General features: G+C 56.7%; 34 protein-coding genes and 1 pseudogene. 15 read left to right on the top strand and 20 right to left on the bottom strand.

From position 1 onward, the window contains the following. Positions 1–52: 52 nt before the first annotated feature. Together KGD89_RS17840 and KGD89_RS17835 are read right to left on the bottom strand one after the other, a co-directional pair. Entirely contained in the window at positions 53–865 is an 813-nt protein-coding gene (locus KGD89_RS17840; protein ID WP_025261129.1) for an MlaA family lipoprotein, read from the bottom strand. After that, the gene (locus tag KGD89_RS17835) at positions 858–2,156 is read right to left on the bottom strand and encodes a serine/threonine protein kinase (protein WP_025261128.1); all 1,299 of its coding nucleotides are present in this window, start codon (positions 2,154–2,156) and stop codon (positions 858–860) included. Before KGD89_RS17835 ends, KGD89_RS17840 begins: the two co-directional genes overlap by 8 nt. 1,158 nt (positions 2,157–3,314) lie before the next feature. On the opposite strand from KGD89_RS17835, the gene KGD89_RS17830 reads away from it, so the two are divergent. The 3 genes from KGD89_RS17830 (at position 3,315) to KGD89_RS17820 (ending at position 6,347) form a co-directional block, all read left to right on the top strand. Next, positions 3,315–4,169: a glycine betaine ABC transporter substrate-binding protein gene (locus KGD89_RS17830; protein ID WP_025261127.1), complete on the top strand. Its 855-nt coding sequence runs from the start codon at positions 3,315–3,317 to the stop codon at positions 4,167–4,169. Positions 4,170–4,380: 211 nt separating this feature from the next. After that, entirely contained in the window at positions 4,381–4,692 is a 312-nt protein-coding gene (locus KGD89_RS17825) for a DUF485 domain-containing protein (RefSeq protein WP_025261126.1), read from the top strand. Then, on the top strand, positions 4,689–6,347 hold the full coding sequence (locus tag KGD89_RS17820; RefSeq protein ID WP_025261125.1) for a cation acetate symporter: 1,659 nt from the start codon (positions 4,689–4,691) through the stop codon (positions 6,345–6,347). Before KGD89_RS17825 ends, KGD89_RS17820 begins: the two co-directional genes overlap by 4 nt. Before the next feature lie 69 nt (positions 6,348–6,416). Here the strand turns inward: KGD89_RS17820 and KGD89_RS17815 are convergent, their stop codons facing one another. Further along, positions 6,417–6,575: a DUF3309 family protein gene (locus tag KGD89_RS17815; RefSeq protein ID WP_038399964.1), complete on the bottom strand. Its 159-nt coding sequence runs from the start codon at positions 6,573–6,575 to the stop codon at positions 6,417–6,419. Between the two features lie 311 nt (positions 6,576–6,886). On the opposite strand from KGD89_RS17815, the gene KGD89_RS17810 reads away from it, so the two are divergent. From KGD89_RS17810 to csrA (KGD89_RS17795), 4 genes are all read left to right on the top strand, one after another. Beyond that, positions 6,887–7,264, top strand: a complete 378-nt coding sequence (locus KGD89_RS17810) for a DUF2784 domain-containing protein (RefSeq protein WP_025261124.1) — start codon at positions 6,887–6,889, stop codon at positions 7,262–7,264. A 93-nt stretch (positions 7,265–7,357) separates the two neighbouring features. Beyond that, a complete protein-coding gene (locus KGD89_RS17805) occupies positions 7,358–8,173 on the top strand; it encodes an SDR family oxidoreductase (protein WP_025261123.1) in 816 nt (271 codons plus the stop codon). A gap of 91 nt (positions 8,174–8,264) precedes the next feature. Further along, positions 8,265–8,597 carry a YnfA family protein gene (locus KGD89_RS17800; RefSeq protein ID WP_025261122.1) on the top strand — a complete coding sequence of 111 codons (333 nt, stop codon included), beginning with the start codon at positions 8,265–8,267 and terminating at the stop codon, positions 8,595–8,597. A gap of 167 nt (positions 8,598–8,764) precedes the next feature. After that, positions 8,765–8,968, top strand: a complete 204-nt coding sequence (gene csrA / locus KGD89_RS17795) for a carbon storage regulator CsrA (RefSeq protein ID WP_025261121.1) — start codon at positions 8,765–8,767, stop codon at positions 8,966–8,968. A 3-nt stretch (positions 8,969–8,971) separates the two neighbouring features. Here the strand turns inward: csrA (KGD89_RS17795) and KGD89_RS17790 are convergent, their stop codons facing one another. The 17 genes and pseudogenes from KGD89_RS17790 to KGD89_RS17715 all read right to left on the bottom strand — a co-directional run bounded on the left by KGD89_RS17790 (position 8,972) and on the right by KGD89_RS17715 (position 21,916). After that, positions 8,972–9,199 carry a YheU family protein gene (locus KGD89_RS17790; RefSeq protein ID WP_025261120.1) on the bottom strand — a complete coding sequence of 76 codons (228 nt, stop codon included), beginning with the start codon at positions 9,197–9,199 and terminating at the stop codon, positions 8,972–8,974. Positions 9,200–9,311: 112 nt separating this feature from the next. Next, positions 9,312–10,508: an osmoprotectant NAGGN system M42 family peptidase gene (locus tag KGD89_RS17785; RefSeq protein WP_025261119.1), complete on the bottom strand. Its 1,197-nt coding sequence runs from the start codon at positions 10,506–10,508 to the stop codon at positions 9,312–9,314. Between the two features lie 106 nt (positions 10,509–10,614). Next, a complete protein-coding gene (gene ngg, locus KGD89_RS17780; protein ID WP_025261118.1) occupies positions 10,615–12,363 on the bottom strand; it encodes an N-acetylglutaminylglutamine synthetase in 1,749 nt (582 codons plus the stop codon). Between the two features lie 3 nt (positions 12,364–12,366). Next, complete coding sequence (locus KGD89_RS17775) at positions 12,367–14,139, bottom strand: N-acetylglutaminylglutamine amidotransferase (protein ID WP_025261117.1); 1,773 nt, start codon at positions 14,137–14,139, stop codon at positions 12,367–12,369. Positions 14,140–14,175: 36 nt separating this feature from the next. Continuing rightward, positions 14,176–15,306 (bottom strand): tyrosine-type recombinase/integrase, encoded by a 1,131-nt coding sequence (locus KGD89_RS17770; RefSeq protein WP_236250078.1) that lies wholly within the window; start codon positions 15,304–15,306, stop codon positions 14,176–14,178. After that, on the bottom strand, positions 15,207–15,551 hold the full coding sequence (locus KGD89_RS26060; protein WP_236250073.1) for a hypothetical protein: 345 nt from the start codon (positions 15,549–15,551) through the stop codon (positions 15,207–15,209). Before KGD89_RS26060 ends, KGD89_RS17770 begins: the two co-directional genes overlap by 100 nt. Before the next feature lie 57 nt (positions 15,552–15,608). Continuing rightward, on the bottom strand, positions 15,609–16,307 hold the full coding sequence (locus KGD89_RS17765; RefSeq protein ID WP_025261115.1) for a hypothetical protein: 699 nt from the start codon (positions 16,305–16,307) through the stop codon (positions 15,609–15,611). After that, the gene (locus tag KGD89_RS17760) at positions 16,304–16,594 is read right to left on the bottom strand and encodes a hypothetical protein (protein WP_025261114.1); all 291 of its coding nucleotides are present in this window, start codon (positions 16,592–16,594) and stop codon (positions 16,304–16,306) included. Before KGD89_RS17760 ends, KGD89_RS17765 begins: the two co-directional genes overlap by 4 nt. Beyond that, on the bottom strand, positions 16,591–16,755 hold the full coding sequence (locus KGD89_RS17755) for a hypothetical protein (protein ID WP_162883712.1): 165 nt from the start codon (positions 16,753–16,755) through the stop codon (positions 16,591–16,593). Before KGD89_RS17755 ends, KGD89_RS17760 begins: the two co-directional genes overlap by 4 nt. After that, positions 16,752–17,492, bottom strand: a complete 741-nt coding sequence (locus tag KGD89_RS17750; RefSeq protein WP_025261113.1) for a metallophosphoesterase — start codon at positions 17,490–17,492, stop codon at positions 16,752–16,754. Before KGD89_RS17750 ends, KGD89_RS17755 begins: the two co-directional genes overlap by 4 nt. Further along, positions 17,489–18,229 carry a hypothetical protein gene (locus KGD89_RS17745; RefSeq protein WP_038399962.1) on the bottom strand — a complete coding sequence of 247 codons (741 nt, stop codon included), beginning with the start codon at positions 18,227–18,229 and terminating at the stop codon, positions 17,489–17,491. Before KGD89_RS17745 ends, KGD89_RS17750 begins: the two co-directional genes overlap by 4 nt. Continuing rightward, positions 18,217–18,840, bottom strand: coding sequence for a hypothetical protein (locus KGD89_RS17740; protein WP_143008674.1), 624 nt, complete (start codon positions 18,838–18,840; stop codon positions 18,217–18,219). Before KGD89_RS17740 ends, KGD89_RS17745 begins: the two co-directional genes overlap by 13 nt. A 121-nt stretch (positions 18,841–18,961) precedes the next feature. Then, positions 18,962–19,135: pseudogene (gene csrA, locus KGD89_RS26055) on the bottom strand (carbon storage regulator CsrA); the annotation flags it as partial. Positions 19,136–19,206: 71 nt separating this feature from the next. Further along, a complete protein-coding gene (locus tag KGD89_RS17730) occupies positions 19,207–19,581 on the bottom strand; it encodes a helix-turn-helix domain-containing protein (protein ID WP_025261109.1) in 375 nt (124 codons plus the stop codon). Positions 19,582–19,677: 96 nt separating this feature from the next. Then, positions 19,678–19,929, bottom strand: a complete 252-nt coding sequence (locus tag KGD89_RS17725; protein ID WP_025261108.1) for a DUF1654 domain-containing protein — start codon at positions 19,927–19,929, stop codon at positions 19,678–19,680. A gap of 217 nt (positions 19,930–20,146) precedes the next feature. Beyond that, positions 20,147–20,701: a DUF4760 domain-containing protein gene (locus KGD89_RS17720; RefSeq protein WP_025261107.1), complete on the bottom strand. Its 555-nt coding sequence runs from the start codon at positions 20,699–20,701 to the stop codon at positions 20,147–20,149. Positions 20,702–21,181: 480 nt separating this feature from the next. Continuing rightward, positions 21,182–21,916, bottom strand: a complete 735-nt coding sequence (locus KGD89_RS17715) for a LexA family protein (protein WP_025261106.1) — start codon at positions 21,914–21,916, stop codon at positions 21,182–21,184. 106 nt (positions 21,917–22,022) lie between these two features. On the opposite strand from KGD89_RS17715, the gene KGD89_RS17710 reads away from it, so the two are divergent. From KGD89_RS17710 to KGD89_RS17675, 8 genes are all read left to right on the top strand, one after another. Beyond that, a complete protein-coding gene (locus tag KGD89_RS17710) occupies positions 22,023–22,316 on the top strand; it encodes a Cro/CI family transcriptional regulator (protein ID WP_074568817.1) in 294 nt (97 codons plus the stop codon). Positions 22,317–22,448: 132 nt separating this feature from the next. After that, a complete protein-coding gene (locus tag KGD89_RS17705) occupies positions 22,449–22,769 on the top strand; it encodes a type II toxin-antitoxin system VapC family toxin (protein WP_143008675.1) in 321 nt (106 codons plus the stop codon). Next, on the top strand, positions 22,766–23,008 hold the full coding sequence (locus KGD89_RS17700; protein WP_025261104.1) for a hypothetical protein: 243 nt from the start codon (positions 22,766–22,768) through the stop codon (positions 23,006–23,008). The genes KGD89_RS17705 and KGD89_RS17700 overlap by 4 nt, the downstream gene beginning before the upstream one ends. Then, positions 23,005–23,280, top strand: coding sequence for a hypothetical protein (locus KGD89_RS17695; protein WP_025261103.1), 276 nt, complete (start codon positions 23,005–23,007; stop codon positions 23,278–23,280). Before KGD89_RS17700 ends, KGD89_RS17695 begins: the two co-directional genes overlap by 4 nt. Then, positions 23,277–23,564: a hypothetical protein gene (locus KGD89_RS17690; RefSeq protein ID WP_025261102.1), complete on the top strand. Its 288-nt coding sequence runs from the start codon at positions 23,277–23,279 to the stop codon at positions 23,562–23,564. The genes KGD89_RS17695 and KGD89_RS17690 overlap by 4 nt, the downstream gene beginning before the upstream one ends. Then, a complete protein-coding gene (locus KGD89_RS17685; protein WP_025261101.1) occupies positions 23,561–24,286 on the top strand; it encodes a Rha family transcriptional regulator in 726 nt (241 codons plus the stop codon). Before KGD89_RS17690 ends, KGD89_RS17685 begins: the two co-directional genes overlap by 4 nt. Continuing rightward, positions 24,283–24,660, top strand: a complete 378-nt coding sequence (locus tag KGD89_RS17680; protein WP_025261100.1) for a hypothetical protein — start codon at positions 24,283–24,285, stop codon at positions 24,658–24,660. Before KGD89_RS17685 ends, KGD89_RS17680 begins: the two co-directional genes overlap by 4 nt. Then, positions 24,657–24,887, top strand: a complete 231-nt coding sequence (locus KGD89_RS17675) for a hypothetical protein (protein ID WP_025261099.1) — start codon at positions 24,657–24,659, stop codon at positions 24,885–24,887. The genes KGD89_RS17680 and KGD89_RS17675 overlap by 4 nt, the downstream gene beginning before the upstream one ends. Position 24,888: the final 1 nt, after the last annotated feature.

The following is a 24,888-nucleotide window of genomic DNA, read 5'->3' as shown; positions in this document are numbered from 1 at the left end:
AAAAACGCCCGACCCGGTAACCCGGGCCGGGCGTTTTTGATTGCCGCATTTGTTACTCGGCAATCTGCAACTTGCGCGACTCGGTGTAGACGTAACGCACTTTCTCGTACTCGAACGGCGAGTTCAGCTGTCCGTAACGGAAGCTGGTGACATAGCGGCGGTCGATGGCGCGCAGCAGGGTGATTTCCGGGTGGTCGCTGCTGACTTCGGCCACGTTCAGGAAGTTGATCTGGGTTTCTGCGGCGTAGTCGAATACCAGGCCACCGGTGTCACGCAGGTTCGACGGGCCGAACAGTGGCAGCACCAGATAAGGACCTGAAGGCACGCCATAGAAGCCCAGTGTCTGGCCGAAGTCTTCGGTCTGACGCGGCAGACCCATCATGGTGGCCGGATCCCACAGGCCGGCGATGCCGATTGTGGTATTGAGCAGCAGACGCCCCGTGGTTTGCATGGAGCGCTGGCCTTTGAACTGCAACAGGCTGTTCAGCAGGTTGGACACATCGCCCAGGTTGCTGAAGAAGTTACTGACGCCGCTGCGCACGAAACCCGGTGTGATGTAGCGGTATCCGTTGACCGTCGGCAGGAAGACCCACTCATCGAAACGGTAGTTGAAGTGGTAGACCCGGCGGTTCCAGGATTCCAGCGGGTCGTAGACTTCCAGGGCATTGATGGAGGCGCGCTCGAATTCGCGCTGGTCCAGGCCCGGGTTGAATTGCAGGGACTTCAACGGCTGGGTAAAACCATCGGCATCAAGGTTGCGCACCACGGTGGCCGGATGCTGGGCTTTGTTGCTGGTGTCCGCGTCAGCGGCGTGGACAGTACCTGCGCACAATACGGCGGCAAGGAGTAGAAGACGTTTAGCCACGGAAGAACTCCAGCATGGCGTCACTGTTGACGCGGTAATTGATGTTGCCGCAATGGCCACCGTATGGGTAAACGGTCAGGCGATCACCGAAGGTCTTGCGCAGGAAGCCCAAGTCACCCGAGCCCAGAATCACGTCATCGGCGTTATGCATGACCGAGATCTTGGTGCTGGTGTGCAGGTAATCCTTGAGTGCATACAGGCTGACCTGATCCACGAGTTGCAACAGGCTGCCACCATCGGTGCGGGCACGCCACATGGGGATGACTTGCTCTGTCAGGTAGCAGTCGAAGTCGCATTGCATGGCGCGTTTGAGGAACGGCGTCAGGCTGGTGCCTTCGGTAATCGGAAACTTGGGCGGGGTGATCAGGCCGCGACGGTTGATCAGGTCGGAAGTGAACGCAATGTCGGCCGACGAAAAACGGAACGAGGTGCCGATCAGCATCGCCATCTGTTCATTGGTCAGGTGCTGCTTGGACTGCTGAAAGTCATAGAGCAACGCATCGTTGAGGTCGATGTAGCCTCTCTGGCGGAAGTAGCGGGTCAGCTTGGCCAGTACCAGTTCATAGAACGTGGTGGTGTCGTTGATGCCCTTGACGTTGGTCTGCACCAGCTTGTCCAGGTTGCTGATGGACGTATAGAGGTTGACCGGCGGGTTGAGCAGCAGGACTTTCTTGAAGTTGAAGCTGCGACGGGTTTCGTCCAGCTTGCTGACGAAGGCCGCATTGAGTGCGCCGAGGCTATAACCGGTCAGGTAATACTCGGTCACCGGCAAGTCTGCCTGCTGGGCGCGTATGGCTTGCATCACCCGGTACAGGTCTTCGGCATCCTCCGTGGAGATCCCTGGCGTGGCAAAACGCGAAGCGGAACTCATGAAGTCGTAGCTGGTGGGCGAGGACAACTGCACGACGTGATAACCCGCGCCGTAATACAGCTTCTTCAGGAATTCATTGAGGGTACTGTTATAAGGCGCGCCGGTTCCGGCAATCAGGAAAATCAGAGGTGCTGCATGGTCTTGCCTGGCCAGGCGATAGCTCAGCTTTTTTACCGCCCAGAAATTGTCCGGCAGGATGAATTCGCGTTCCGGGTGCAGATTGAGCGTGTAGACGTCCTGATCGATATCTTCATCGTCAGGCAGTTCAGGGCGCATGTCCGGTGGAGTGGTCGCAATGGTCGCTTCAAACGGGTTAGTCAGCGGATAACCATAGGTGGCGGGATCAATGTTGGTCGCCAGAGCGGACGCACTCAAACATAAGCCACCTAAAACGGTAGCGAAGCGCAGAAAACGGAGCATGACTAAATCCCTTGGGAAAGAAGTGCTGGTGAGGTATGCAGCCTATGACCACCGGCGTAGTGCCAAAGTGCCCTATGAGCGAACGAACCTTTGTAAATCCAGCGAAACAATACACGTTCTGTGGAGTCTGGAATGTGCGTCCGTGCTTTTTTGTTGTTTTTAATGTCGGAAAGGGGGGCGTGGCGTGTTTGTCTTGCAGCTTGCAGCTTGCAGCTTAGAAAGCCCAGAAGCCAAAAACACGAAAGGAGAGCCTGGGCTCTCCTTCAATGTGTCTTGCCTGCTCTTTTTATTTTTATAGGGCGGTCTGTTCTTGTTTTTGGCGACCAGTCCCTTTACTGCGTTCTTGTGTGATCCCCATCCGGGATCAAGAGCAAACGTATTTTTTTGAGCGCTGATTCACTTTAACCATGGGTCTGCACAACGTCATGGTCCAGCCGGTACGGGAAGCTACCTGAAGGTAGTTTTATTGTTCTCTGTCCGGTTGCGAGGCCTCTCGTTCAAGAGGTCCCTGTAAAGCCTATCCACTCCAAAAAAATCTGTTAGCTGCGCCTCTGTCCGTGTTGTTCTTGTTATGTCAGAGCCGTTTCGTGTTGTTCTTGTTGGTTTGCTACGTGTTTTTATTCTTGTTGTGCCAGAGAGATAGCAGAAGCTGTGCCAACTTTTAAAAGTCCTTTAAAAACAGCGGCTTGAAAAATACTTCGGCAAAAACCAAGGGCGAAAGGTAATGCGATTGTTTCCGTGTTACCCGTCTTGAGTGGCAACTGGTCATAGGCGGTAACACATTCTGTTTCCCGGCCCCGAGTGAACCAGAACAGGGCAGAGGCCCATCCCGCACTCCCGGCCCTGCAAGGGGGCGAGGGGGATCGCATGTTTTGTTTCATGCAAAAACCAGACGGCTTTGCCGACGCTTTTCGTGGGGATTGTCGCTGATGGCTGTGTGATGTCGTTTCCCGGTTCCTCCGTGTCGCTGACAGAGCATGTCCGATCTGCAGGCCGGTTGATTATCGAGAAGTTGATGTGATGCCTGTCATGGCGGGCGAGCACGACTGAAACGTGAAGGGCACCGTCTGCCCCAAAGCCGGGCATGACGGGCGACTCTGAAAAACAACGTTAATGCAGCCCGACATCCGTCGGCGCGCAACTTCCGGGGACGTGATGATGAATATGCGAAAAATTCTGGGGGCAGGTGCCGCGCTGGTACTGGCCGCCAGCTCCACGCTGGCCATTGCTGAAACCAAGACATTGACCATCGGCTACGTCGAAGGCTGGTCCGACAGTGTCGCCACGACCCACGTAGCCGCCGAAGTGCTCAAGGAAAAACTGGGCTATGACGTCAAGTTGCAATCCGTTGCAGCCGGGATCATGTGGCAGGCAGTAGCCACCGACAAGCTGGACATGATGCTGTCGGCCTGGTTGCCCGGCACTCATGGTGAGTACTACACCAAATACAAGGATCAGGTCGTGAACTACGGCCCGAACTTCAAGGACGCCAAGATCGGCCTGATCGTGCCGGAGTACGTCAAGGCCCAGACCATCGAAGACCTCAAGACCGATGATTCCTTCAAGAAGAAGATCACCGGGATCGATGCCGGCTCGGGTGTGATGCTCAAGACCGACCAGGCCATCAAGGACTACGGCCTTGACGGTTACAAGCTGCAGGCCAGTTCGGGAGCCGGGATGATTGCCGAGCTGACCCGTGCCGAGAAACGCAAGGAGTCCATCGTGGTCACCGGCTGGGTGCCGCACTGGATGTTTGCCAAGTGGAAACTGCGTTTTCTTGAAGACCCGAAAAGCGTATACGGCGCTGCTGAAACCGTCGACAACGTTGCCAGCCTGAGCCTGGAGAAGAAAGCGCCTGACGTCGTTGCCTTCCTGAAAAAATTCCAGTGGGAATCCAAGGATGAAATCGGTGAAGTGATGCTGGCGATTCAGGATGGCGCCAAACCTGATGTCGCGGCGAAGGAGTGGGTGGCCAAGCACCCTGAGCGTGTAGCCGCATGGACCGCTAAATAACAGCGAAGCCTCTGTATCGCATGGTTCAAGGCCATCTGCCACCTCTGGCAGATGGCCTTTTGTTTATCAGGGTTTGATGTGAACCTGCAAAAGTCCCTTGAAGTGCTTCAATGATTAATGTCGTTCTAATACTAAGGTCGTCTGGAGTACGTGCCGGACCTGACTAAAGTTGAAGGCGTGACAACTCATCTGTGCTGCGAGGACAAAAACAATGAACGACAGCATTTACCTCTCGATTCAAAACAGCCCGCGCTTCAAGGAGCTGGTTTCCAAAAGAGAGCGGTTCGCCTGGATTCTTTCGGCGATCATGCTCGGGCTCTATGCCGCATTCATTCTCTTGATTGCGTATGGACCTCATATTCTGGGAGCCAAGATCAGTGCGACTTCAACCATTACGTGGGGCATGCCGATAGGGGTCGGCCTGATCATCTCGGCGTTCATTCTGACGGGGGTCTACGTACGCCGTGCCAACAGTGAGTTCGACGAACTGAACAATGCAATTCTCAAGGAGATTCAGCAATGATCCGTCGTCTCTCCGCGGCCTTGGGCCTTGCAGCATTCGCACCCGCTCTCATGGCAGCTGACGCCCTTACCGGGGCGGTGCAGAAGCAGCCTTTGAACGTAGCGGCGATCATCATGTTCGTCATGTTCGTGGCGTTCACCCTCTACATCACCTACTGGGCATCCAAGAAAAACAACTCGGCGTCCGACTACTACGCGGCAGGCGGCAAGATCACCGGTTTCCAGAACGGTCTTGCGATTGCAGGCGACTACATGTCGGCGGCGTCCTTCCTGGGTATTTCCGCACTGGTTTACACCTCCGGCTACGATGGCCTGATCTACTCGATCGGCTTTCTGGTGGGCTGGCCGATCATTCTGTTCCTGATCGCCGAACGCCTGCGTAACCTGGGCAAGTACACCTTCGCCGACGTGGCCTCCTATCGCCTGAAGCAGAAAGAGATTCGCACCCTGTCCGCCTGCGGTTCGCTTGTGGTGGTGGCGTTCTACCTGATTGCCCAGATGGTAGGTGCAGGCAAACTGATCCAGTTGCTGTTCGGTCTGGACTATACCGTTGCGGTGATCCTGGTCGGTATCCTGATGTGCCTGTATGTGCTGTTCGGCGGCATGCTGGCGACTACCTGGGTACAGATCATCAAGGCCGTGATGCTGCTGTCGGGTGCCTCGTTCATGGCGCTGATGGTCATGAAGCACGTCAACTTCGACTTCAACCAACTGTTCGCCCAGGCTGTTGCCGTTCACCCTAAAGGTGAAGCGATCATGAGCCCAGGTGGTCTGGTGAAAGACCCGATCTCGGCGTTCTCCCTCGGTCTGGCCCTGATGTTCGGTACTGCGGGTCTGCCGCACATCCTGATGCGCTTCTTCACGGTGAGCGATGCCAAGGAAGCCCGTAAGTCGGTGTTCTACGCCACCGGTTTCATCGGCTACTTCTACATCCTGACCTTCATCATCGGTTTTGGCGCGATCCTGCTGGTCAGCACCAACCCGGCGTTCAAGGATGCAGCAGGCGCCTTGATCGGCGGCAACAACATGGCAGCGGTGCATCTGTCCAACGCGGTAGGTGGCAGTCTGTTCCTGGGCTTCATCTCGGCGGTGGCGTTCGCGACCATCCTGGCGGTGGTTGCGGGCCTGACTCTGGCCGGTGCGTCGGCAGTGTCCCATGACCTGTATGCCAGCGTGATCAAGAAAGGCAAGGCCAACGAGAAAGACGAGATCCGCGTTTCCAAGATGACGACTATCGCCCTGGCGGTCGTAGCCATCCTGTTGGGTATCGCCTTCGAGAGCCAGAACATCGCGTTCATGGTCGGCCTGGCGTTCTCCATCGCGGCCAGCTGTAACTTCCCTGTTCTGCTGCTCTCGATGTACTGGAAAAACCTGACCACCCGTGGCGCCATGATTGGCGGCTGGATGGGGCTGATCAGTGCTGTAGTCCTGATGGTGCTGGGTCCGACCATCTGGGTGCAGATCCTGCACAACCCTAAAGCCATCTTCCCGTACGAGTACCCGGCGCTGTTCTCCATCATCATCGCCTTCGTCGGTATCTGGTTCTTCTCCATCACCGACAAGTCCAAGGCTACAGACGACGAACGTGCGCTGTTCTACCCGCAATTCGTACGTTCGCAGACTGGTCTGGGTGCCAGCGGTGCATCGTCACACTAAGCAGCATGTTTGACCGGCAATAAAAAAGCAGCCCCTCGGGGCTGCTTTTTCATTGGGCGACCGATAAGGTCATATCCTGCCAAGCAATACCAGCACCAACAGAATGACCAGGATCGTGCCCACTACACCCGAAGGACCGTAGCCCCAGTTGCGGGAGTGCGGGAAGACCGGCAGACCACCGATCAGAATCAGAATCAGTACGATGATAAGAATCGTGCTTATGCCCATGATGAGTTCCTTCTTTTCGTCAGTGTCGAATGGCGTTTGCAGTTAAAGCAATGTTCAGCAGGTATATGATTTTCGCTGCTTGAATTATCCGACTGTTGCGAATCTTGAAAGGTTCTAAATATTTCACGGGTTTTTAATTTGTTTAAAAATTTCATTTATATCAATGGTTTATATTTTTTACGGGGTGCCTGATACCTGATTTTTACCGGTGATATTTATTGAACTTTTTCAGGGTTTATATGACGCCTTCTCCTGTTCCATGGCTGAATGATCGACCTGAAAACAATGGAACTTTTACACAGGATTGCACCATGCCTTATCGATTCGCTGCGGATGCCGTGGTGGTATTTCATCTGCTGTTTATTCTATTCGTGCTGTTTGGCGGGCTGCTGGTACTGCGCAGACCCTGGATCGGGTTTCTGCATGTCCCGGCCATGGTGTGGGGGGCTTCGGTGGAGTTCTTTCACCTGTATTGCCCGCTGACGCCCCTGGAAAACGCCCTGCGCCAGAAGGCCGGTCAGCAGGGGTATGAGGGCGGCTTCATCGAGCATTACCTGATTCCGCTGATTTATCCGCCAGCGCTGACACCGCAGATCCAGGTGTGGCTGGGCGCAGTCGTTGTATCGATCAATGCCGCGATCTATGGCTGGCTGCTGATCCGCTTCGTGCGTCGTATCAGGCAGACATGAGGGGCCGGCATTCAGCGTCTTGATGGTGGCATTAGAAACCGCCAGCTGTGATTACACTCCAGCCAACGTCCTGCAAACCACAAGGCACTCTCTATGCAAAATCGCATCATGATTACTGGCGCAGGCTCTGGTCTGGGCCGTGAAATTGCACTTCGCTGGGCTCGCGAAGGTTGGCGCCTGGCACTGTCCGACGTCAACGATGCCGGTTTGCAGGAAACCCTGGCCATGGTGCGCGAAGCCGGTGGCGAAGGCTTTACCCAGCGCTGCGATGTGCGCGACTACAGCCAACTCATGGCCCTGGCGCAAGCCTGCGAAGAACGCTTTGGCGGCATCGATATCATTGTCAATAACGCCGGTGTGGCTTCGGGCGGTTTCTTCAGCGAGTTGTCGCTGGAAGATTGGGACTGGCAGATCGCAATCAACCTCATGGGCGTGGTCAAAGGCTGCAAGGCATTCCTGCCGCTGCTGGAGGCCAGCAAAGGCAAGATCATCAATATCGCTTCCATGGCGGCCTTGATGCAGGGGCCGGCCATGAGCAATTACAACGTCGCCAAGGCGGGTGTGGTGGCGCTGTCGGAAAGTCTCCTGGTTGAGCTGACCGAGCAGGGCGTCGGCGTGCATGTGGTCTGTCCGTCGTTCTTTCAGAGCAACCTGCTGGACTCCTTCCGCGGCCCGACGCCTGCGATGAAAGCCCAGGTCGGCAAGCTGCTGGAAAGCTCGCCCATCAGCGCCAGCGACATTGCCGATTACATCTTCGACGAAGTCGCCAAGGGCGAGTTCATGATCCTGCCCCATGAGCAGGGGCGTGATGCCTGGACCTTGAAACGCAAGCATCCCCAGGCGCTCTATGACGAGATGACCACCATGTGCGCCAAGATGCGCGCCAAGGCCCGGCAGACGAAGGCCTGACCCGTTGCCCTGTCAGGGTTTGAAGGCCGGAGTCAGGAAAGTCTTTTTCTGATAGGGTTCGGCCATTCAAACTCTGACTGACGAGACTGGCGTGCTCAATTACCTCTGGTTCTTCCTTGCGGCCCTGTTCGAGATATTCGGCTGTTATGCCTTCTGGCTGTGGCTGCGTCAGGGCAAGAGTGCCTTGTGGGTCATTCCGGCACTCATCAGCCTGACGATCTTCGCCCTGTTGCTGACCCGGATCGAGTCGGCCTACGCAGGCCGTGCTTATGCGGCTTATGGCGGGATTTACATCATTGCGTCGATTGCCTGGCTGGGCGTGGTCGAGCGGGCCAGGCCCTTGAGCAGCGACTGGCTGGGTGTCGCCTTTTGCGTCATCGGCGCGACAATCATCCTGTTGGGGCCACGCTGGTCGGCGTCCTGAACGCCGGGGATATGGCAGTTTTCCTACTCGTTTGGTCTGCAAGTAAGACGTTTCCGACAGTGTGTTCTGGCGAGCTTGAAGGGCGTTACTGATTTGCCGCCGCCTCATTGAAGCGACCTTTTCGTGGGCGCACTCTGCACTCTTTGCAATAACAAGAGAGGCAGAAAATGCTGGTACTAACGCGGGAAATTGGCGAATCGTTTTCCATCGGTGACAACATCACCGTGCAGATTCTCGGGGTGAACGGCAATCAGGTCAGGCTCGGAATCGATGCCCCCAAAGACATCAAGATCCATCGCGCCGAAGTGTTCCGACGCATTGCCCGAAAGCTCTCGCAGCAGGCCGCCGCTCCCGAGTCGCCAGCAGCCTGAGCCTTAGTCGAAATATTCTTTGGGCACATCGTGCTTTGGCATCAACTGGCATTGCTGGCTTTCAAGGTCGAAGAAAATCACTGCCTGACCTTTGCTCAAGGCATGACGCACCCGAAGCACGCGGGTTTGCAGAGGCGTTTCGTCGCCATTGTCCGTGCCATCGCGGGTCACGAAATCTTCGATCAGGCGGGTGAGGGTGTCAGGTTCGAGTTGGTCGTAAGGGATCAGCATGCTGGTTCTCGTATCGGTAGCCCGCGATGATAGGCCTCTTCGCGACTGAAGTCGCTCCTACGCATACCGTGGTAGGAGCGAATTCATTCGCGAAAGGCCAACACCAGGAACCTCAAATCTCTTCGCGATTCTGCCCCAGCAGGCTATCCACGGACGGCACGCGGGTGTCGGACTCCATCTGGGTGTCATGTTCAATCTGATGACTGAACCGCTCCAGTGAAGTCTGGGCCGGTTTGGCGTCGCTGGCGAATACCGGTGGGCTGAGCATATAGGCACCGAGCAGTTTGCTCAGGGCCGCAAGGCTATCGATATGGGTGCGCTCATAACCATGGGTGGCATCGCAACCAAAGGCCAGCAGCGCGGTGCGGATATCATTGCCTGATGTCACCGCCGAATGGGCATCGCTGTAGTAATAGCGAAAGATATCGCGGCGCACGGGCAATTCGTTGTCGATACCCAGGCGCAGCAGATGCCGGGACAAGTGATAGTCGTAAGGTCCGCCCGAATCCTGCATCGCCACGCTCACCGCATGTTCGCTGGAGTGCTGGCCGACTGCGACCGGAGCGATGTCGATGCCGACGAACTCGCTCACATCCCAGGGCAATACGCCTGCTGCACCGGTGCCGGTTTCCTCGGTGATGGTGAACAGCGGGTGACAATCGATCAGAGGTTCCGCACCACTCTCGACAATCGACTTGAGCGCCGCCAGCAAGGCTGCGACACCGGCTTTGTCATCCAGGTGGCGGGCGCTGATATGGCCGCTTTCAGTGAACTCCGGCAGCGGGTCAAAAGCCACGAAGTCTCCGATATTGATGCCCAAAGATTCGCAGTCGGCGCGGGTCGTGCAATAGGCATCCAGGCGCAGTTCGACATGCTCCCAACTGATGGGCATTTCATCCACGGCGGTATTGAACGCATGACCGGAGGCCATCAGCGGCAACACGCTGCCACGGATCACGCCGGTATCGGTGAATACACTGACCCGGCTGCCTTCGGCAAAACGGCTGGACCAGCAACCCACAGCCGACAGCGCCAGGCGCCCGTTATCCTTGACCTCGCGAACACTGGCGCCAATGGTGTCCAGATGAGCCGAGACGGCCCGGTCGGGGCTGCTCTGCTTGCCTTTGAGCGTGGCGCGAATGGTGCCGCGTCGAGTGAGTTCAAACGGAATGCCCAGCTCTTCCAGGCGTTCGGCGACATAGCGCACGATAGTGTCGGTAAAACCCGTAGGGCTCGGAATGGCCAGCATTTCCAGCAGGACTTTCTGCAGGTAGTTCAGATCCGGATCGGGAATTTTTTCAACAGGCATGGAGGGGCTCCTTGGAGTAGTTACACGCCCCAAGCCATAAGCTGCAAGGTCAGACAGTGATCTGTTTGCAGCTTGTAGCTTGAGGCTTAAAGCTTGCAGCTACGGTTCACCCATGCACAGGCAGGCTGTGCGGAAACAATAGATCGACAAAGCGTTCGGCAGTGGGTTGAGGTTCGTGGTTGGCGAGGCCGACACGTTCATTGGCCTCGATGAACACGTATTCCGGCTGGTCGGCGGCAGGCACCATCAGGTCCAGGCCAACCACCGGAATGTCCAGCGCCCGGGCGGCACGCACGGCGGCGTCGGTGAGGACCGGGTGCAGCGTTGCGGTGACGTCTTCAAGGCAGCCGCCGGTGTGCAGGTTGGCGGTGCGGCGCACGGCCAGGCGCTGGTCCATTGGCAGGATGCTTGAATAGTCATAGCCCGCGTCGCGGACCGTACGTTCGGTTTCTTCATCCATCGGGATCTTGCTTTCACCATCGGTGGCAGCAGAGCGACGACGGCTTTGAGCTTCGATCAACTGGCGGATGGTATGGCGACCGTTGCCAATGATCTCGGCAGGGTGGCGAATCGCAGCCGCCACCACTTCAAAACCGATGACCACGATGCGCAGGTCCAGGCCTTCGTGGAAGCTTTCCAGAATCACCCGGCTGTCGAACTGACGGGCACACTCGATAGCGTTCTGCACTTCATCGAAGGTGCACAGATCCACGGCCACACCGTTGCCTTGCTCACCATCCAGCGGCTTGACCACGATCCGCCCGTGTTTTTCGAGAAACGCCAGATTGTCGTCGGCATTGCCCACACGTTGTTGGGCAGGCACATGCAGGCCAGCGGCCTTGAGGGCCTTGTGGGTCAGGCTCTTGTCCTGGCACAGGGTCATGCTGACCGCGCTGGTCAGGTCGCTCAGTGATTCACGGCAGCGAATGCGGCGTCCGCCGTAACTCAGCGTGAACAGGCCCGCATCGGCATCATCGACCTGCACATCAATGCCGCGACGATGTGCCTCTTCGACGATGATCCGCGCATAAGGGTTGAAGTCCGCCTGAGGCCCAGGCCCCAGAAACAGCGATTCATTGATGCCGTTCTTGCGCTTGATGGCGAAGGTCGGCAGGTTGCGAAACCCCAGCTTGGCATACAGCGCCTTGGCCTGTTCGTTGTCATGCAGCACGGACAGGTCGAGATAGCTCAAGCCTCGGCTCATGAAGTGCTCGATCAGGTGACGCACCAGCACTTCACCCACACCGGGGCGTGTGCATTGCGGATCAACCGCCAGGCACCACAGGCTGCTGCCGTTTTCCGGGTCATTGAACGCCTTCTGGTGATTCAGGCCCATGACACTGCCGATCACCGCATTGCTGCGTTCATCTTCTGCCAGCCAGTAGACCGGCCCGCCTTGATGACGTGGTGTCAGCAAGGCCGGATCGATGGGCAGCATGCCCCGCGCCAGATAAAGGTTGTTGATGGCTTGCCAGTCGGCTTCGTTCTGGGCACGACGGATGCGAAAGCCCCGGAAGACCCGCTGCGCCGGACGATAATCGCTGAACCACAGGCGCAGCGTATCGGACGGATCGAGGAACAACTGCTGCGGTGACTGCGCCAGCACTTGCTGGGGCGCCGCCACGTACAGCGCGATGTCGCGTTCACCGGTTTTTTCGTTGAGCAGCTCCTGAGCCAGTGCAGCGGCGTCGGGGTAGGTATGACCGATCAACAAGCGGCCCCAGCCGCAGTGCAACGCCAATTGCTCGTTGTCCGGCTGACTGCCGTCTTCGGCGAAGCGCGCTTGCAGACGTTCATAGGAGGGCGACTGTGTGCGCAACAATCGTTGGCTGTAAGCCGTCGCATTGTGTTTCATCGATCAGAGTCCTTGTTCGCTGAGCCACAGATTCAGCGCTGCCAACTGCCACAGCTTGGAGCCGCGTAACGGCGTGAGTTGGCCTTGAGGGTTGGTCAACAGTGTGTCGATCATCGACGGGTTGAACAGGCCTCGATCCTGGCTTGGGTCCAGCAGCAAGTCGCGCACCCAGTTGAGGGTGTCGCCCTGCAAATGCTTGAGGCCCGGCACCGGGAAGTAGCCTTTCTTGCGGTCGATCACCTCGGAAGGGATGACCAGACGTGCTGCTTCCTTCAGGACATGCTTGCCGCCATCCGGCAGTTTGAACTGACCGGGAATGCGTGCAGACAACTCGACCAGACGATAGTCGAGGAACGGTGTACGAGCCTCCAGGCCCCAGGCCATTGTCATGTTGTCCACTCGTTTGACCGGGTCTTCAACCAGCATCACGGTGCTGTCCAGGCGCAGAGCCTTGTCCACGGCAGCCGTTGCGCCGGGCTGGGCAAAATGATCGCGTACGAAATCGCCTGCCGCGTCAGTGGCGGTCAGCCATTTGGCTTGTACGGTGGCGGTGTATTCGTCGTAGCTGCGGTCTACGAACGCTGCACGATAGGCCGCCACGGGATCGCTGGCGCCATCGACTTGCGGATACCAGTGATAACCGGCAAACAGCTCGTCCGCGCCCTGGCCGCTCTGCACCACCTTGCAGTGCTTGGCTACTTCCCGTGACAACAGATAGAACGCGATGCAGTCGTGACTCACCATCGGCTCGCTCATGGCTCGGAAGGCCGCAGGCAGTTGCTCGATGATCTCGCTTTCCTGAATGCGCAACTGATGGTGACGGGTGCCGTAATGCCTGGCGATCAGATCCGAATACTGGAACTCGTCGCCACGTTCGCCACCGGCATCCTGGAAGCCGATGGAAAAGGTCGACAGGTCTTCGACCCCGACTTCACGCAACAGCCCCACCAGCATGCTTGAATCGACACCGCCGGAAAGCAACACGCCTACATCCACCGCAGCGCGCTGACGAATTGCTACCGCTTCACGGGTGCTGTCCAGCACGCGGTCGCGCCAGTCTTCCAGCGTCAGGTGCTTCTCGTCGTCATGAGGACCATAAGGCAGGGTCCACCAGGTCTGCTGCTCGATCGTGCCGTTGGCGTAGACACGCATCCAGGTGGCGGGCGGCAGTTTCTCGACACCGGCCAGCAACGTACGCGGTGCAGGCACCACGGCATGGAAGTTCAGGTAGTGATTGAGGGCAATCGGGTCGAGCATCGGGCTGATATCGCCACCCTTGAGCAGGGCTGGCAGCGTCGATGCAAAGCGCAGGCGCTTGTCGGTGTGCGACAGATACAGCGGCTTCACGCCAAGACGATCACGGGCAATGAACAGTTGCTGAGTGTCGCGCTCCCAGATGGCAAACGCGAACATACCATTGAGCTTGGGCAGCATATCCGCGCCCCAGGCATGGTAGCCCTTGAGCAACACCTCGGTGTCACCACCGGAATGGAACTGGTAACCCAGACCTTCCAGCTCGGCCCGCAATTCGGGGAAGTTGTAGATGGCACCATTGAAGGCCATGGACAGGCCCAGATGGCTATCGATCATGGGCTGCGCCGAACCGTCGGACAGGTCCATGATTTTCAGTCGTCGATGGCCCAGGGCAATCGGCCCCTGACTGTGAAAGCCCCAGGCATCCGGGCCGCGAGGCGCCAGATTGTGGGTTATGCGTTCAACAGCGGCCAGATCCGCTGGTTGTTGGTCGAAACGTAATTCACCTGCTAATCCGCACATATTGCTTGAACCCTATGTGTTTCGGCACACTCGGCGTCACTGGCTTTTTGCTTGTACCACTCTTGTACCGCTTTCCAACATTTTCAGCTTCTCAAGCTCCGCCCAATCATTTGGCGAATTGATCCACTTGGCATACGTGGAAAGCAGCACCTGTACGCTATGCCCAAGTTGCGCGGCGATGAATGCCGGGTTCATGCCGGCCATCAAGCACATTGTTGCGTAGGTATGGCGTGTGTCGTACATCCTGCGTCGCCTAATTCCTAATTTCCGCAAAGCAGTAAGCCAGTAACGTTTTTGACCAGTCTCAGAGCGTATAAACAACTCCGATCTCTCACCTGTTCCACTTGGCGCGAATACATAATCAGATCGCGCCTCTGTGAGTGGTCTGGCTTTTTCGAGTGCATGTAAAGCGCGATCGTTCAATAAAACGTATCTCGGCTTCTTTGTTTTGGTTCTCTCCTGTATCACTCCGCGTATTTGAATGCGGCAAACATTGACCGTCTTCTTGCGCTTATCTATCTCGCTCCAGCGCAGAGCCATCACCTCTCCGGGACGCATTCCGGTGTAGAAACAGAACTCAAAATAGGCCGCGTAGATCGCGGTTAAACCACTCGTCGTTTTGTACAGATGAGCAATGATTAGATCCGCCTCGGTCTTCGTGAACGGATCTACATCACGCTTGGGCACTTTCGCGCCAGGGATAGAAAGTGCCGGGTTTCGAGTGATCAGCTCATCAACTATGGCCTGCTGGAATATCGAAACGAGCAAGCCGACAACGCCCTTGCGCCGAGCTGGAGACGTCCATTCGATTTCGTTCATGATCTTGCGCAGTCGAACGGATGTGATGGTGTCGATGGGCATCTTGGCCAGGTGCGGAACCCAGTAAACCTGCAAGGCTGACCTGTAGTTGTTGCGTGTGCCTTCAACGATCTGGAGACTGTTCAGCCAGTCCTGTGCATAGTCAAAGAAAATTGGTACGGCTTGGTCCTGCACGGCCTCACTGCGTGTATTGGGGAACAGCTCAGCATACTTCTCTGCGCTAAGTGCGCCGAGCCTGTCCAGCCCCTTTACTTGAGCACGTAAACTCGCTGCTGCTGCAATTCCTTTCGCGGTCTGGGGGAGGGGGAGCGTCTCGCAGCAGCGCCTCTTGTTCCAGGAGAAGCGAATTCGGATTGATCGCCCGACAAGCTCGACCCCGGTCGGCAGGTCCACAGGCTTTCTATCCATTCCTCATATCTCCGTTTGCTGTACATGATTCGCCCATCGATCTTCATCCATACCCATTTGGGGATGATTCCCTTCTCGCGCTTACGTTGCAGCGCCTTCGCAGTGCATCCCACCAGTTCGGCCATCCGCTTTTCGGTGACCTTGTCGTGCGCGGCATCTTCATGCAGGTTTTCGGCTGTTGCCATGGCTATGCCTCCTGACTCGTCAGGTTTTGATTGCCACGCAGATTTGTCACGACAGGTTCAAGAGCCATTTCGGGGCACCTCGATCTTGCGCTTAACCACGCGGCTGCCCTGGGCGTCATGCACCGTCAGCGGTGCGCTCTGCCGGGCCATAGTTCCGTCAGGTTGCTGGTAGTAGGTCGGCATACCGTAGAACGGGCCACCAGGGGCGAACGGGTCTGGCATTGCTCTAGGGTTGTCGATCATGATTTGCATCATCTGGGTGTGGTACGCCCAGAACAGCGGCCCGTCATTCCAGTCCTTCCGCTTTCGGCCGGAGTTGATGCTGGCGCTGTCCTCAAGCCCGCAAATGAACGCGATTGTCGTGACGGTCCCACTGGATTCGTCTGCGTACTCCAAGGCCTCGGCGCGGTGCACGGGATTGACGTTCAGCAGGTCACAGATACCGGCGAAGCCATACAGCTCAACCAGCAAGTCATCGTTTCGTCGCAGCCAATTGGCGATGCCGAGAAGGTTCTTTTTACGGATATCTCGGGTTGTTTCCTGTTGCAACTCCAGATCTTTGAGGCGGGTTGCAGTAAAGGGCAGGGCGGCCTTGGCTGTTGCGATTTCAGTCTTGAAGTATTGGCGCTTGGCTTCGCCTTCATCGCGTAGGTAGCGTGCAAAGCGGCGGGCGATGATCACAGAGATCGCTGGCGAGTTATTGCCACGAAGAGACAGATCCACCAGACGCCGGACAAATTCAGGCTTCATGATCATGCTGATGCCTCCTGCAGCGCCTGAATAACCGCGTGAACGCCCGCCACGTAGCTGGCTGGTTTTCCTGCCGTTGCACCTGCAAGGCGCTCGATCATTTTCGCGGCCGGTTCGGATTTCAGGGATGCGACCATATCGACGGCCCAAGCTCGACCTTCCAGAAAAAGGTGTCGACTGATTGGGCCGGTGGGCGTGCTAATTTTTGGCACCGCAGATGTAGGCGTTTTGGGAGGCTGGCCAGCCTTGTGCAGGCGGGCGTGCTCCACTGCTTGTTCAGCGAGACTGCTCATCGCACGCCTCCCTTGAAGTGATCAGCCAGCACCCGCCGCCCATCCAGGCCGCAAGTGGCAGAAAGGCTCAGCACTTCACCAAAGGTTGTTTCTCGGCGCTGCAACAGCTCGTACAGCGCGACCAATGCCTGCCCTACTGGGCCGTTACGGTGGCGGTTCATGGCTGCTGATCCTCCCAATCCCAGTGCATTTTTGGGTTGACCGGCGGCGTGCAAACCAGGGTTTGCAGATTTATCAATGTGAAGTGGCCACCCATCCAGGCACCGGTGTCGATGTGGTAGACGTTGCCGAGGATTGCAGGCTGGCGCACAGGCGTGTGGCCGACCACTACGGCGCGAACACCTTCAACTGGCGTCATAAGCTGCTCCGTAACACGCTTGCGCGACCATTGCGCCATGTCGGCGACATGGGCTGACTCTGCCGGGCCTCCGTTTTCGACAGCCCAGGCAAACTCCTGCCAGCTCAGGTATGGGCAGTCGGCGTGCACAATCCCAACCAGCCCCTCAGGCGTTTCCACCTCGATGATCAGTGGCAGATCGGCCAGCAGTGAGACATAGCAACCTTGCTCTACAGAGGATCGGGCATACAGCCAAGCCCCGCCGTTATGTAGGTGACAGCCTGCGGCGCGACCATCGGGATCGCAGCGATAAGCCACGATCGCCATCTGCTCGTGGTTGCCGCGCACCGCATGAAACCACGGCTTTGCCAGCCAGGTGTCCACCTGATCCGACTCTGGCCCGCGGTCGACCAGATCCCCGACACTGAACAATCGATCCACTTTTGGCTCGAATGAAACAGCATCCAGCGCGGCCTGCAGCTTTGTGAAGTGCCCGTGGAGATCGCCGACGGCAAAGTCCCGGCCCGATGGGTTGATTCCGAAGCGCTTTATCTGATTCATGCACGATTCTCCCCGGCAATAGCCGCCAACTGGATCAGCAGATCCTGCGTGCGCCCGTAGAAGCGCCCGGTGTCCTCGTTGATGAACTGGCCAAGAACCTCGGACACCGCCGGGCTCGCGGTGATTCCGCCCAGGCTGGTGACGGCTGCGCTCACAGCAGCATCGGTTGCTGGCTCATGCACGAAGCAGCTCGCCTTGATCGCCAGTGTCTTGACCGGGCGGACCATCTTCACGTCCTTGCCCCAGTTTGTAGTTGGCGTGCACCAAGGCCTCATGGTCAGATTCCATGCGGAGCCAGCGGAGTTAGCCGTGCTGGACCAGTAGCTATGCATGCAGGCGAGAGATTGCTTGGCATCGGTATCGTGGCTGTAATCCCACTCTTCGAGCTGCAACAGCGTTGTGCGCATGGCTTCGAGCTGGCGAATCGACGGAATGTGCCAGCATCCGGTTCCGCGAATGATCATCCGCAGGACTTTCTGGGCAATCGCGCTACCCGCTTCAGCCATGGCGTGGGTATTCAAAAGCCCGTCATCAAAGGACTTTGCGCCACTGATACTGGGCCTCGGCCCGGTGCGATCCCACCACTGGGCTTCAACCTGAAAGTCTCGGCCTGCATCAATCAGCGCGTGCTCGACCCCATCGAAGAACACTCGGCCAGCGTAGAAACCTCCGTCAAGAGGCTGGCCAATGGCGGGCAGGGCGGCAGGGGAAATGGCGCGACGCTTCAAGGCTTGCATGGTTCGGCCTCCAACACATCAAGGCGAATTGCGTCGTCGACCTCTTTGTCCAACTCGGCACCGGTTAAGTAGGTATCTCCGCGCAGGACCATCAGGTCACTGTCGACATCTTCGATACGATCACGATCACGTAACCAGCGGTATCGGCGTGCATCGGCGGCCATACGGGCGTGCTCGTCCATGTCGAACTCACGCAAGAATGCTGGTTCGCCCTTGTCCGCCATGTAGCGCAGCGCGTCGTTGATATCGCTGAACTTCAGATCGCCTTCAACGACCACATGCCGGAAAGCGACCGAGCAGAAGTCGAGCACCTGGGCGTCACTCCAGTTGGCAGGAATAATTCGTGGAATATTCTGCTGTTCGTTTTGTGGCTGGTTGACGCTTTCGACTTCCCAGGCAATTTGGTTGACACGATCTGCGTCAGCCGAAATCAACCGGTTCTCAGCCGCTGCAAGCTGACCAATTGCACTGCCATTGCAGGCCGCCTCGATCACTGCCTCCAGTCCGCCGATATCCACGGTGTCGCCAAGGCGGGCGAGCTTGCGGATGGCGTCCAACGTGGTTCCTTTGGGGGCGGACAGCACTATGCTGATGCGATCATTTGCTGACATGACGGCCACCCTCGGTGCGCGAGCTGACTTGCTCTGCTTCTTTTTCTGCAGCCAGTAACTCGCGCCACTCCTGTTCAGTGCGGTTGGCGTACAGAGGTTCGTCAGTCGTCGGCGCAACAACAGGCTTGTGTGCGCCACCAGCCTTGCGGATGGCGATCTCTTCGCGATCAACCGGCACATCCTTCGGTGCGCTGATGCCGATGCGCACCTGCATACCATGGACGCCTATCACGGTTACGGTGATGTCTTCACCAATGCACAGGGTTTCGCCGAGCTTTCGGGTGAGGATGAGCATGTGTTTCTCCTTTCTTCAGGCCGGCCGAGGGCCTGCCGCGATTGTTGGCTTTCGCAAATTTCAGGGTTGGGTTATGCCGTCAGTGCTGTTTCGGCTCGCCGGGCAGCTACTCGGTATTCGATCTTCTTCTCGCTACTGCCACGACGAACTCTGGCCATGGGATCATCAGCAAGCGCACCGTGGGCGGCCAGCAGGATGGCGAGGGCGGCAGCGGGGGAGATGATCTGGCGCTTGAAGGCTTCCAGCACCAGCGCACGGATACTGGGCGCGCTGAGCTTGAGTCGCGCCGACTCGAGTCGTTTCTTGAGGGTGTCCGGACTGATATTCATCAGCCTCGCAGCCTCCTTTACTGTGAGGCTGTTGGCGCAATGCAAGACACCTTCAAGCTCGCGTGGCGCAAGCGGTCCGTTGGTGATTCCTGTCCAGCTACCGATAGTGATTGTCATGGTGGGGTGCCTGCCTGGCCTGTGAATGACTAAAATATACTATCAGTTATATTTTTTATGCAATACTAATGGTTATAAAATATTTTATTTTTTCGCTCAATAGTCGCAGTAGTCGCTCCAGGCTATCCGGTACGCCTCGTTACCCAGGTCCTCCACCTTGACCCCGGCGGTGCCAGCAATCTCATTGATCACCCTGCGCCAGTCGGCTGGATCTTCCTCTTTCAGGCGTCGGACAGTGACGCACTGCAGGCGCTGAGCCTTTGGGGCAGACACCAGATCGCGTAGGCGATGACCGATCCGCTCATAGGTGTGAGGGGGTGTGGTGGAGAAGGATGGGCTGGTTCGCATGTCGTATCCCTAGCGATTTCTGTATTTATGTACAGTATTTAGAGGGCGGACGAATGGCAAGGGTGGCGTTTTGAAATCTGTTAGCCTGGTGAGGTCAGCGATTTTGCGGCAGGTGATGCTTGAGGAAATGTAGCGTTTTAGGGCTGCGGGAGGGGCTGGCGAAAGATGTGTTCTAGGTGGCGAGGGAAAGCCCGGTGTTGAGCCGGGCTTGATTAATCTAGGAGTGTTTACTCTTGAGAGGTTCTGCGAGCCACCGCCGAGCCATCGTCTCAAAATCTTGGTAAGGAGTTTGCGAGTGCTTCTGCTCTCTTACAGCGTTGATGTATGGCTGGGCACGCTGAAACACATCAGTGACCGTTGTATACATGCTGTCTTTGATGATTTTCTCGCAATAAATGCCATGGCTAACGCACACGGCCACCCTCTCCCAAAAGTTCAGAGCGTAACGGATCTTTTCAGCCTCTGGAGACTTTCGTTTTTCATCGTTCGTAGCATAGCTTACGATGTTGTCAGAATCTGAGCTGTGGATTGAGCGGATCGTCTGGTATCCATCTGTCAGATTTCGATCCGATCTTGAGTTGAACATAAAAAGTGCGGTTTCCGTCTGCTTGGCGATTTCCCTCGTATGAGAGATCGTTTCAACGGTAGCGACCTTGGCGCTTCTTATGGCCATGACGGTGGCAACAACGCCGCAGAAGAGAATTATATTGTTTATCGCTGCCGCCGAGAAAAAACGGCAGATCAGATCACATGCCTGTGCAGGTGCTTCCATATGGTTTTGCTGTCCTAATTGCAGATGCCAGAAAGGAGGCCTCTGCCTCCTTTCTAGATGATGGTGGAATGACCTAGCTAAAGGTCATCGTGCTCGTCTTTCTTACGGATATTCATCGCTGGCTCCACACATTTTACGTTTTTTACCTGCTGAAAGGCTGAGAGAGCCGCAGCAGGTTACGCCTGTCTTCTAAGGCTGCAGCGTACCCAGCTCGGGCGCCTTGCATTCATCCTGATGCATTGTCATAGAATTCATCATTCTTTCATCCTCCCTGTTCCGCGCTCACTTAGCGCTTTCACTATATTTGTACAAAAACCTGTGGATAAGTTCAAGATTGACAGGACTCAAGCTCCATGCAGGTTGCATTTTTTCTTGAGTATTAGTGGAAAAACCTTCAAAAGAGTTCTCATGAGCGAGCCTTGAATCTAAAAAATGCCCGTTCTGTCATATCCCCCCCACCGCATCAACCTGTCGGATTGACTATAGCTTCATCAACGCGCGCACCACAACGCCTACGATTCGACAGTCCTCAGTGCACATCTCGGTTGGATACGCTGGGTTCAGAGGCTTCAGAAATTTCCGTCCGCCATCCTCGACCAGCTTCTTGAACGTGGCCTCATTGCTGTTGCCTAGCTTCGCGATCACCAACTTGCCATGGAATGCGTCAACCTCTGTATCGACCAGGATCAGCGTTCCTTCAGTAATACTTTGGCCTGCAGGGGAGGTCATCGAGTCGCCTTTCACTTCAAGCCAGAACGCCGGGCCCTTGGCTTCGTACTCGGACAGCTCGTAGCGGTCAGAAAAGCCTGGCGGGAAGGGTTCCACGGCTTCAGCCCAGGCACCGGCAGCTACCCAACTGATTACTGGGTAGCGGTACATGAGGTTGGGTTGAGGTGTGGGGCGAACATTGCTTTCCGGCTCAAGCCCGGCTTGGCCGAGTCGGGCCGCCTCGGTTGTCGCTTCGATTTCGTCAGCCAGTCTCGGGCTGAACGACCGTACCGGCATACCAAGAAGCTTGGCAAAAACTGCAGCTACCCGCGCATTGAGCGGGTTCACTCCGTTCAGGTAGTGGGATACGGCAGCTTGAGTAATCCCCAGTTCATCGGCGACATCCATCTGATTTATTCCGGCAGTCTTGGCCCGAACCTTATAGATGCTCTTCAGGTGCTCGCATTCTGCGTCTTGCTCAGGGGTGAGGGTGCGTTTTTTGGCCATAGGCTCATCCTAAACTAATGGTTATGTAATTCAAAAAACCTTTAGTATTGACATGATATATACTGATGGTTATATTTTTGCGTAATAGCCAGATTCAGGTGATCAAATGTCTCCAGTACCGTTGGCTGAGTTTGTGTCGACGCACGGCCAATCCGAGGCCGCCAAAGCTCTGGGCGCAACTCAGGCCGCCATTAGTAAAGCCGCAAGGTCAGGTCGACATATTTTTGTCCAGAAAAAGCCTTGCGGAGCGTTTGAGGCAGTTGAGCTGAGAGGCTTTCCTTCCGGCGGCGAGAGCAAAAGTCGCCTTGACCTTGACTCAATTGTGTCTGTCATAGCGCCCATCGCACAGCCCCTTAGTAGGGCTGATCATCCATCCAGTATCTCGCAGGCTCTCGGATGAGGATCTGCGTTTATCAGTTTTTGTTGTCTGGCTGACTTTCTTCCAGGCAATAAAAAACCCGCCTGCAAGCGGGTTTCTTAACTAGTCCCCTGCAAGGGACCTTCTTGAATTTTCGTTCTAGAGGACGATTTCATGCACTCAAAAAATAGCACCGCGGCAGAAGTAACGCAACAACCAACTCTGGCCAGAACTTCCTTTGGCGATCCGCTCATGGAGCACACCAGTCAGCTTTTTATCGTAGAGGAGGGAGGCGACGTGGCTCAAGCAGTTGAAACTGCTTCTGACCTGGCCGAAGGCCTGACGCAGTTGCTGATGCGCCAACACAATGCGGTGAATTTAGGCGAAACCCTTTACCTCGGCGAAATCAAGGCTCTCGCATTCCTGAGTCAGACCGTACGGGCTCTGGCTCGCTCCGCGACAGACACTCTGCGCCAGCAGGAGGCCAACCAATGAGCCTGTCATCAAAAGAAGCAACCCGCCTGCATCATGCAGGGCTGGCTTTGTTTGCCCTCACACGGGTACTCCGCGAAAACATTGATTTCATCGACATGCCCGGTGGCGCGCCGTTGAGTGTGAGAGACCAGCACGGACTGCTGTTGGCTGCCGAGCATATCGCCGAAGAACTCTACATCCATCTCGAACATCAGGCTGCTGATCTGCAGGGCAGTCCCGAAGTGGGGGCCAGCCAATGAAAGCCCATATCCGTACTGTTGAACTCCCGTATTGCGTGCGTGGTGAGCAATTCCTGTTCACTGTTGCTGGTGATGTTTCTGTTGTAGAAGCGCTCAACGCTGCGACAGATCGCCTTGAGTCAGTGGTTGAAGCCCTGAAAGACTTGATGAACGTCAGTGCCGTATCCCAGCAGGCAACCCTTGCTTTCTACGCCGCCGAATCGGCTCTGGCTTTGGTTTACGCAAGCCAGGCAGGTGCTGAGGCGGCAACAGAAAAGGGAGGTGCGGCATGAGCAAATCCCCTCACCAATTGATAGCCGAAGATGCTCTCTCTGAGCTTTCGGTAACCCGAGCTGTTCTGCAGCAGATGTGCGCCTTGTTTGAGTCTGCCAAGCCGCATTGTGCCGAGCATTCTCTATGTCGTCGCCTGTTGGACCTTGGCTATTCCACCTGCGAAAGCATGGGCTCCAATGCTGAGTGCGCAGAGGAAAGGCTTGAGGCCCGCCTGACTGAACTGGCCGCGCCACAAAACGCCGACCTCGCAAATCGTGGCGCGGAAAAGGAGGGCGATCAATGAATCTGATCACCAACAACGCCCCAACTATGTCATCCCAAGAAATCGCCGATCTGGTCGGCTCCCGCCACGACAATGTGAAGATCGCGATTGACCGGCTTGTGGCCAGAGGCGTGATTTCCCAACCTGCAATGCAGGGTGGCCCTAAGTCCGGTAACGGCGTCGTTGTTCAGGAATATCTGGTCAACAAGCGAGACAGCTTCATCGTCGTAGCTCAGCTCTCGCCCGAGTTCACCGCTGCCTTGGTGGACCGCTGGCAGGAACTGGAAGAGAAAGCCTATCGCCCGATGACCCCGGCCGAGCTTATTGCAGCCAGCGCCAACCAACTGGTGCAGATCGAACGCCAGCAGGCCGAGCAGCAACAGGCGCTGGCGCGGGTCGAAAGCCGAACCGCACGACTGGAGCAGATCCGCTACATGGATTCCGTGCCCAGTGGATTCGAGACCATCACCAACATTCGCGACCGGATCAACCGGCGTCACGGCTTGCCGCCTTGGGTGATCAACGCCGTTATGCGCGAGGTGACTGGCGCGCCACTTCCATTCGCGATGGTACGCAGCAAGCACGCAGATGATGGTGGGCAGCCCTTCGCTATATGGCCCAAACCGGCCATCACCCAGCGCTTTGACCGGTTCGTGAGCGAATGCACCTACGAGACCAGTGAGCGCGCCACCCACCCGGAAATCCCCCAAGGACGGTTCAAGATCAAGCCGAGGCTCGCATGAGCAAGAAACCAACCCATCAGCAGCTTGTTGAGCGCGTGGCAGCCCTGAGTGTTGACTGGTACCACGCTCAGGCACTCGTCCGGGATGTACGGCAGTTGCTCAACAACGAGTATCAGCAGTTTTTCCGTGCGCACGGAGAGCCTGAGCCGAACTTTCGCCGAATCAACCCTGACGACCCTGCTTATGCGCCAGTCATCAACTTCACCAGCCAGACCTACGAGCAATTGCAGAAGGCCAGGCGTGCGAAGGGTAGCGCAAAGCGCCGGCTTGAGACTGCGGTGCGTGCGCTGATGTCCGCCACTGGTGACACAGTGAAAGCACCGATGCCGGTAGCGGTCAGGCGCACCACCGCTTGCGGGGAGACGCTGCAATGAGCAGACCGTCTACCCCCCCCCATACGCCCCAGCAGCCCGCTGGAGCCTCAATCGTGGCCGGACCCTGGCCAAGCTATGCCAACTTCCGACATCTGCCGGAGCGCGAGCGTTGGGAGATTTACTCGCTCGCCAAGACTGGTCGGCTGGCGCTGGAAGACAGGGGTGTGACCATGCTTGAACCCTATGACGACTTCGTCTGGTGTGTATGCAATGAGTTGGAGATTTGAC

Origin of the sequence: Pseudomonas cichorii (assembly GCF_018343775.1) — a bacterium.
GTDB classification, from domain to species: Bacteria; Pseudomonadota; Gammaproteobacteria; order Pseudomonadales; family Pseudomonadaceae; genus Aquipseudomonas; species Aquipseudomonas cichorii.
This window is presented reverse-complemented; position numbering and strand designations above follow the sequence as displayed.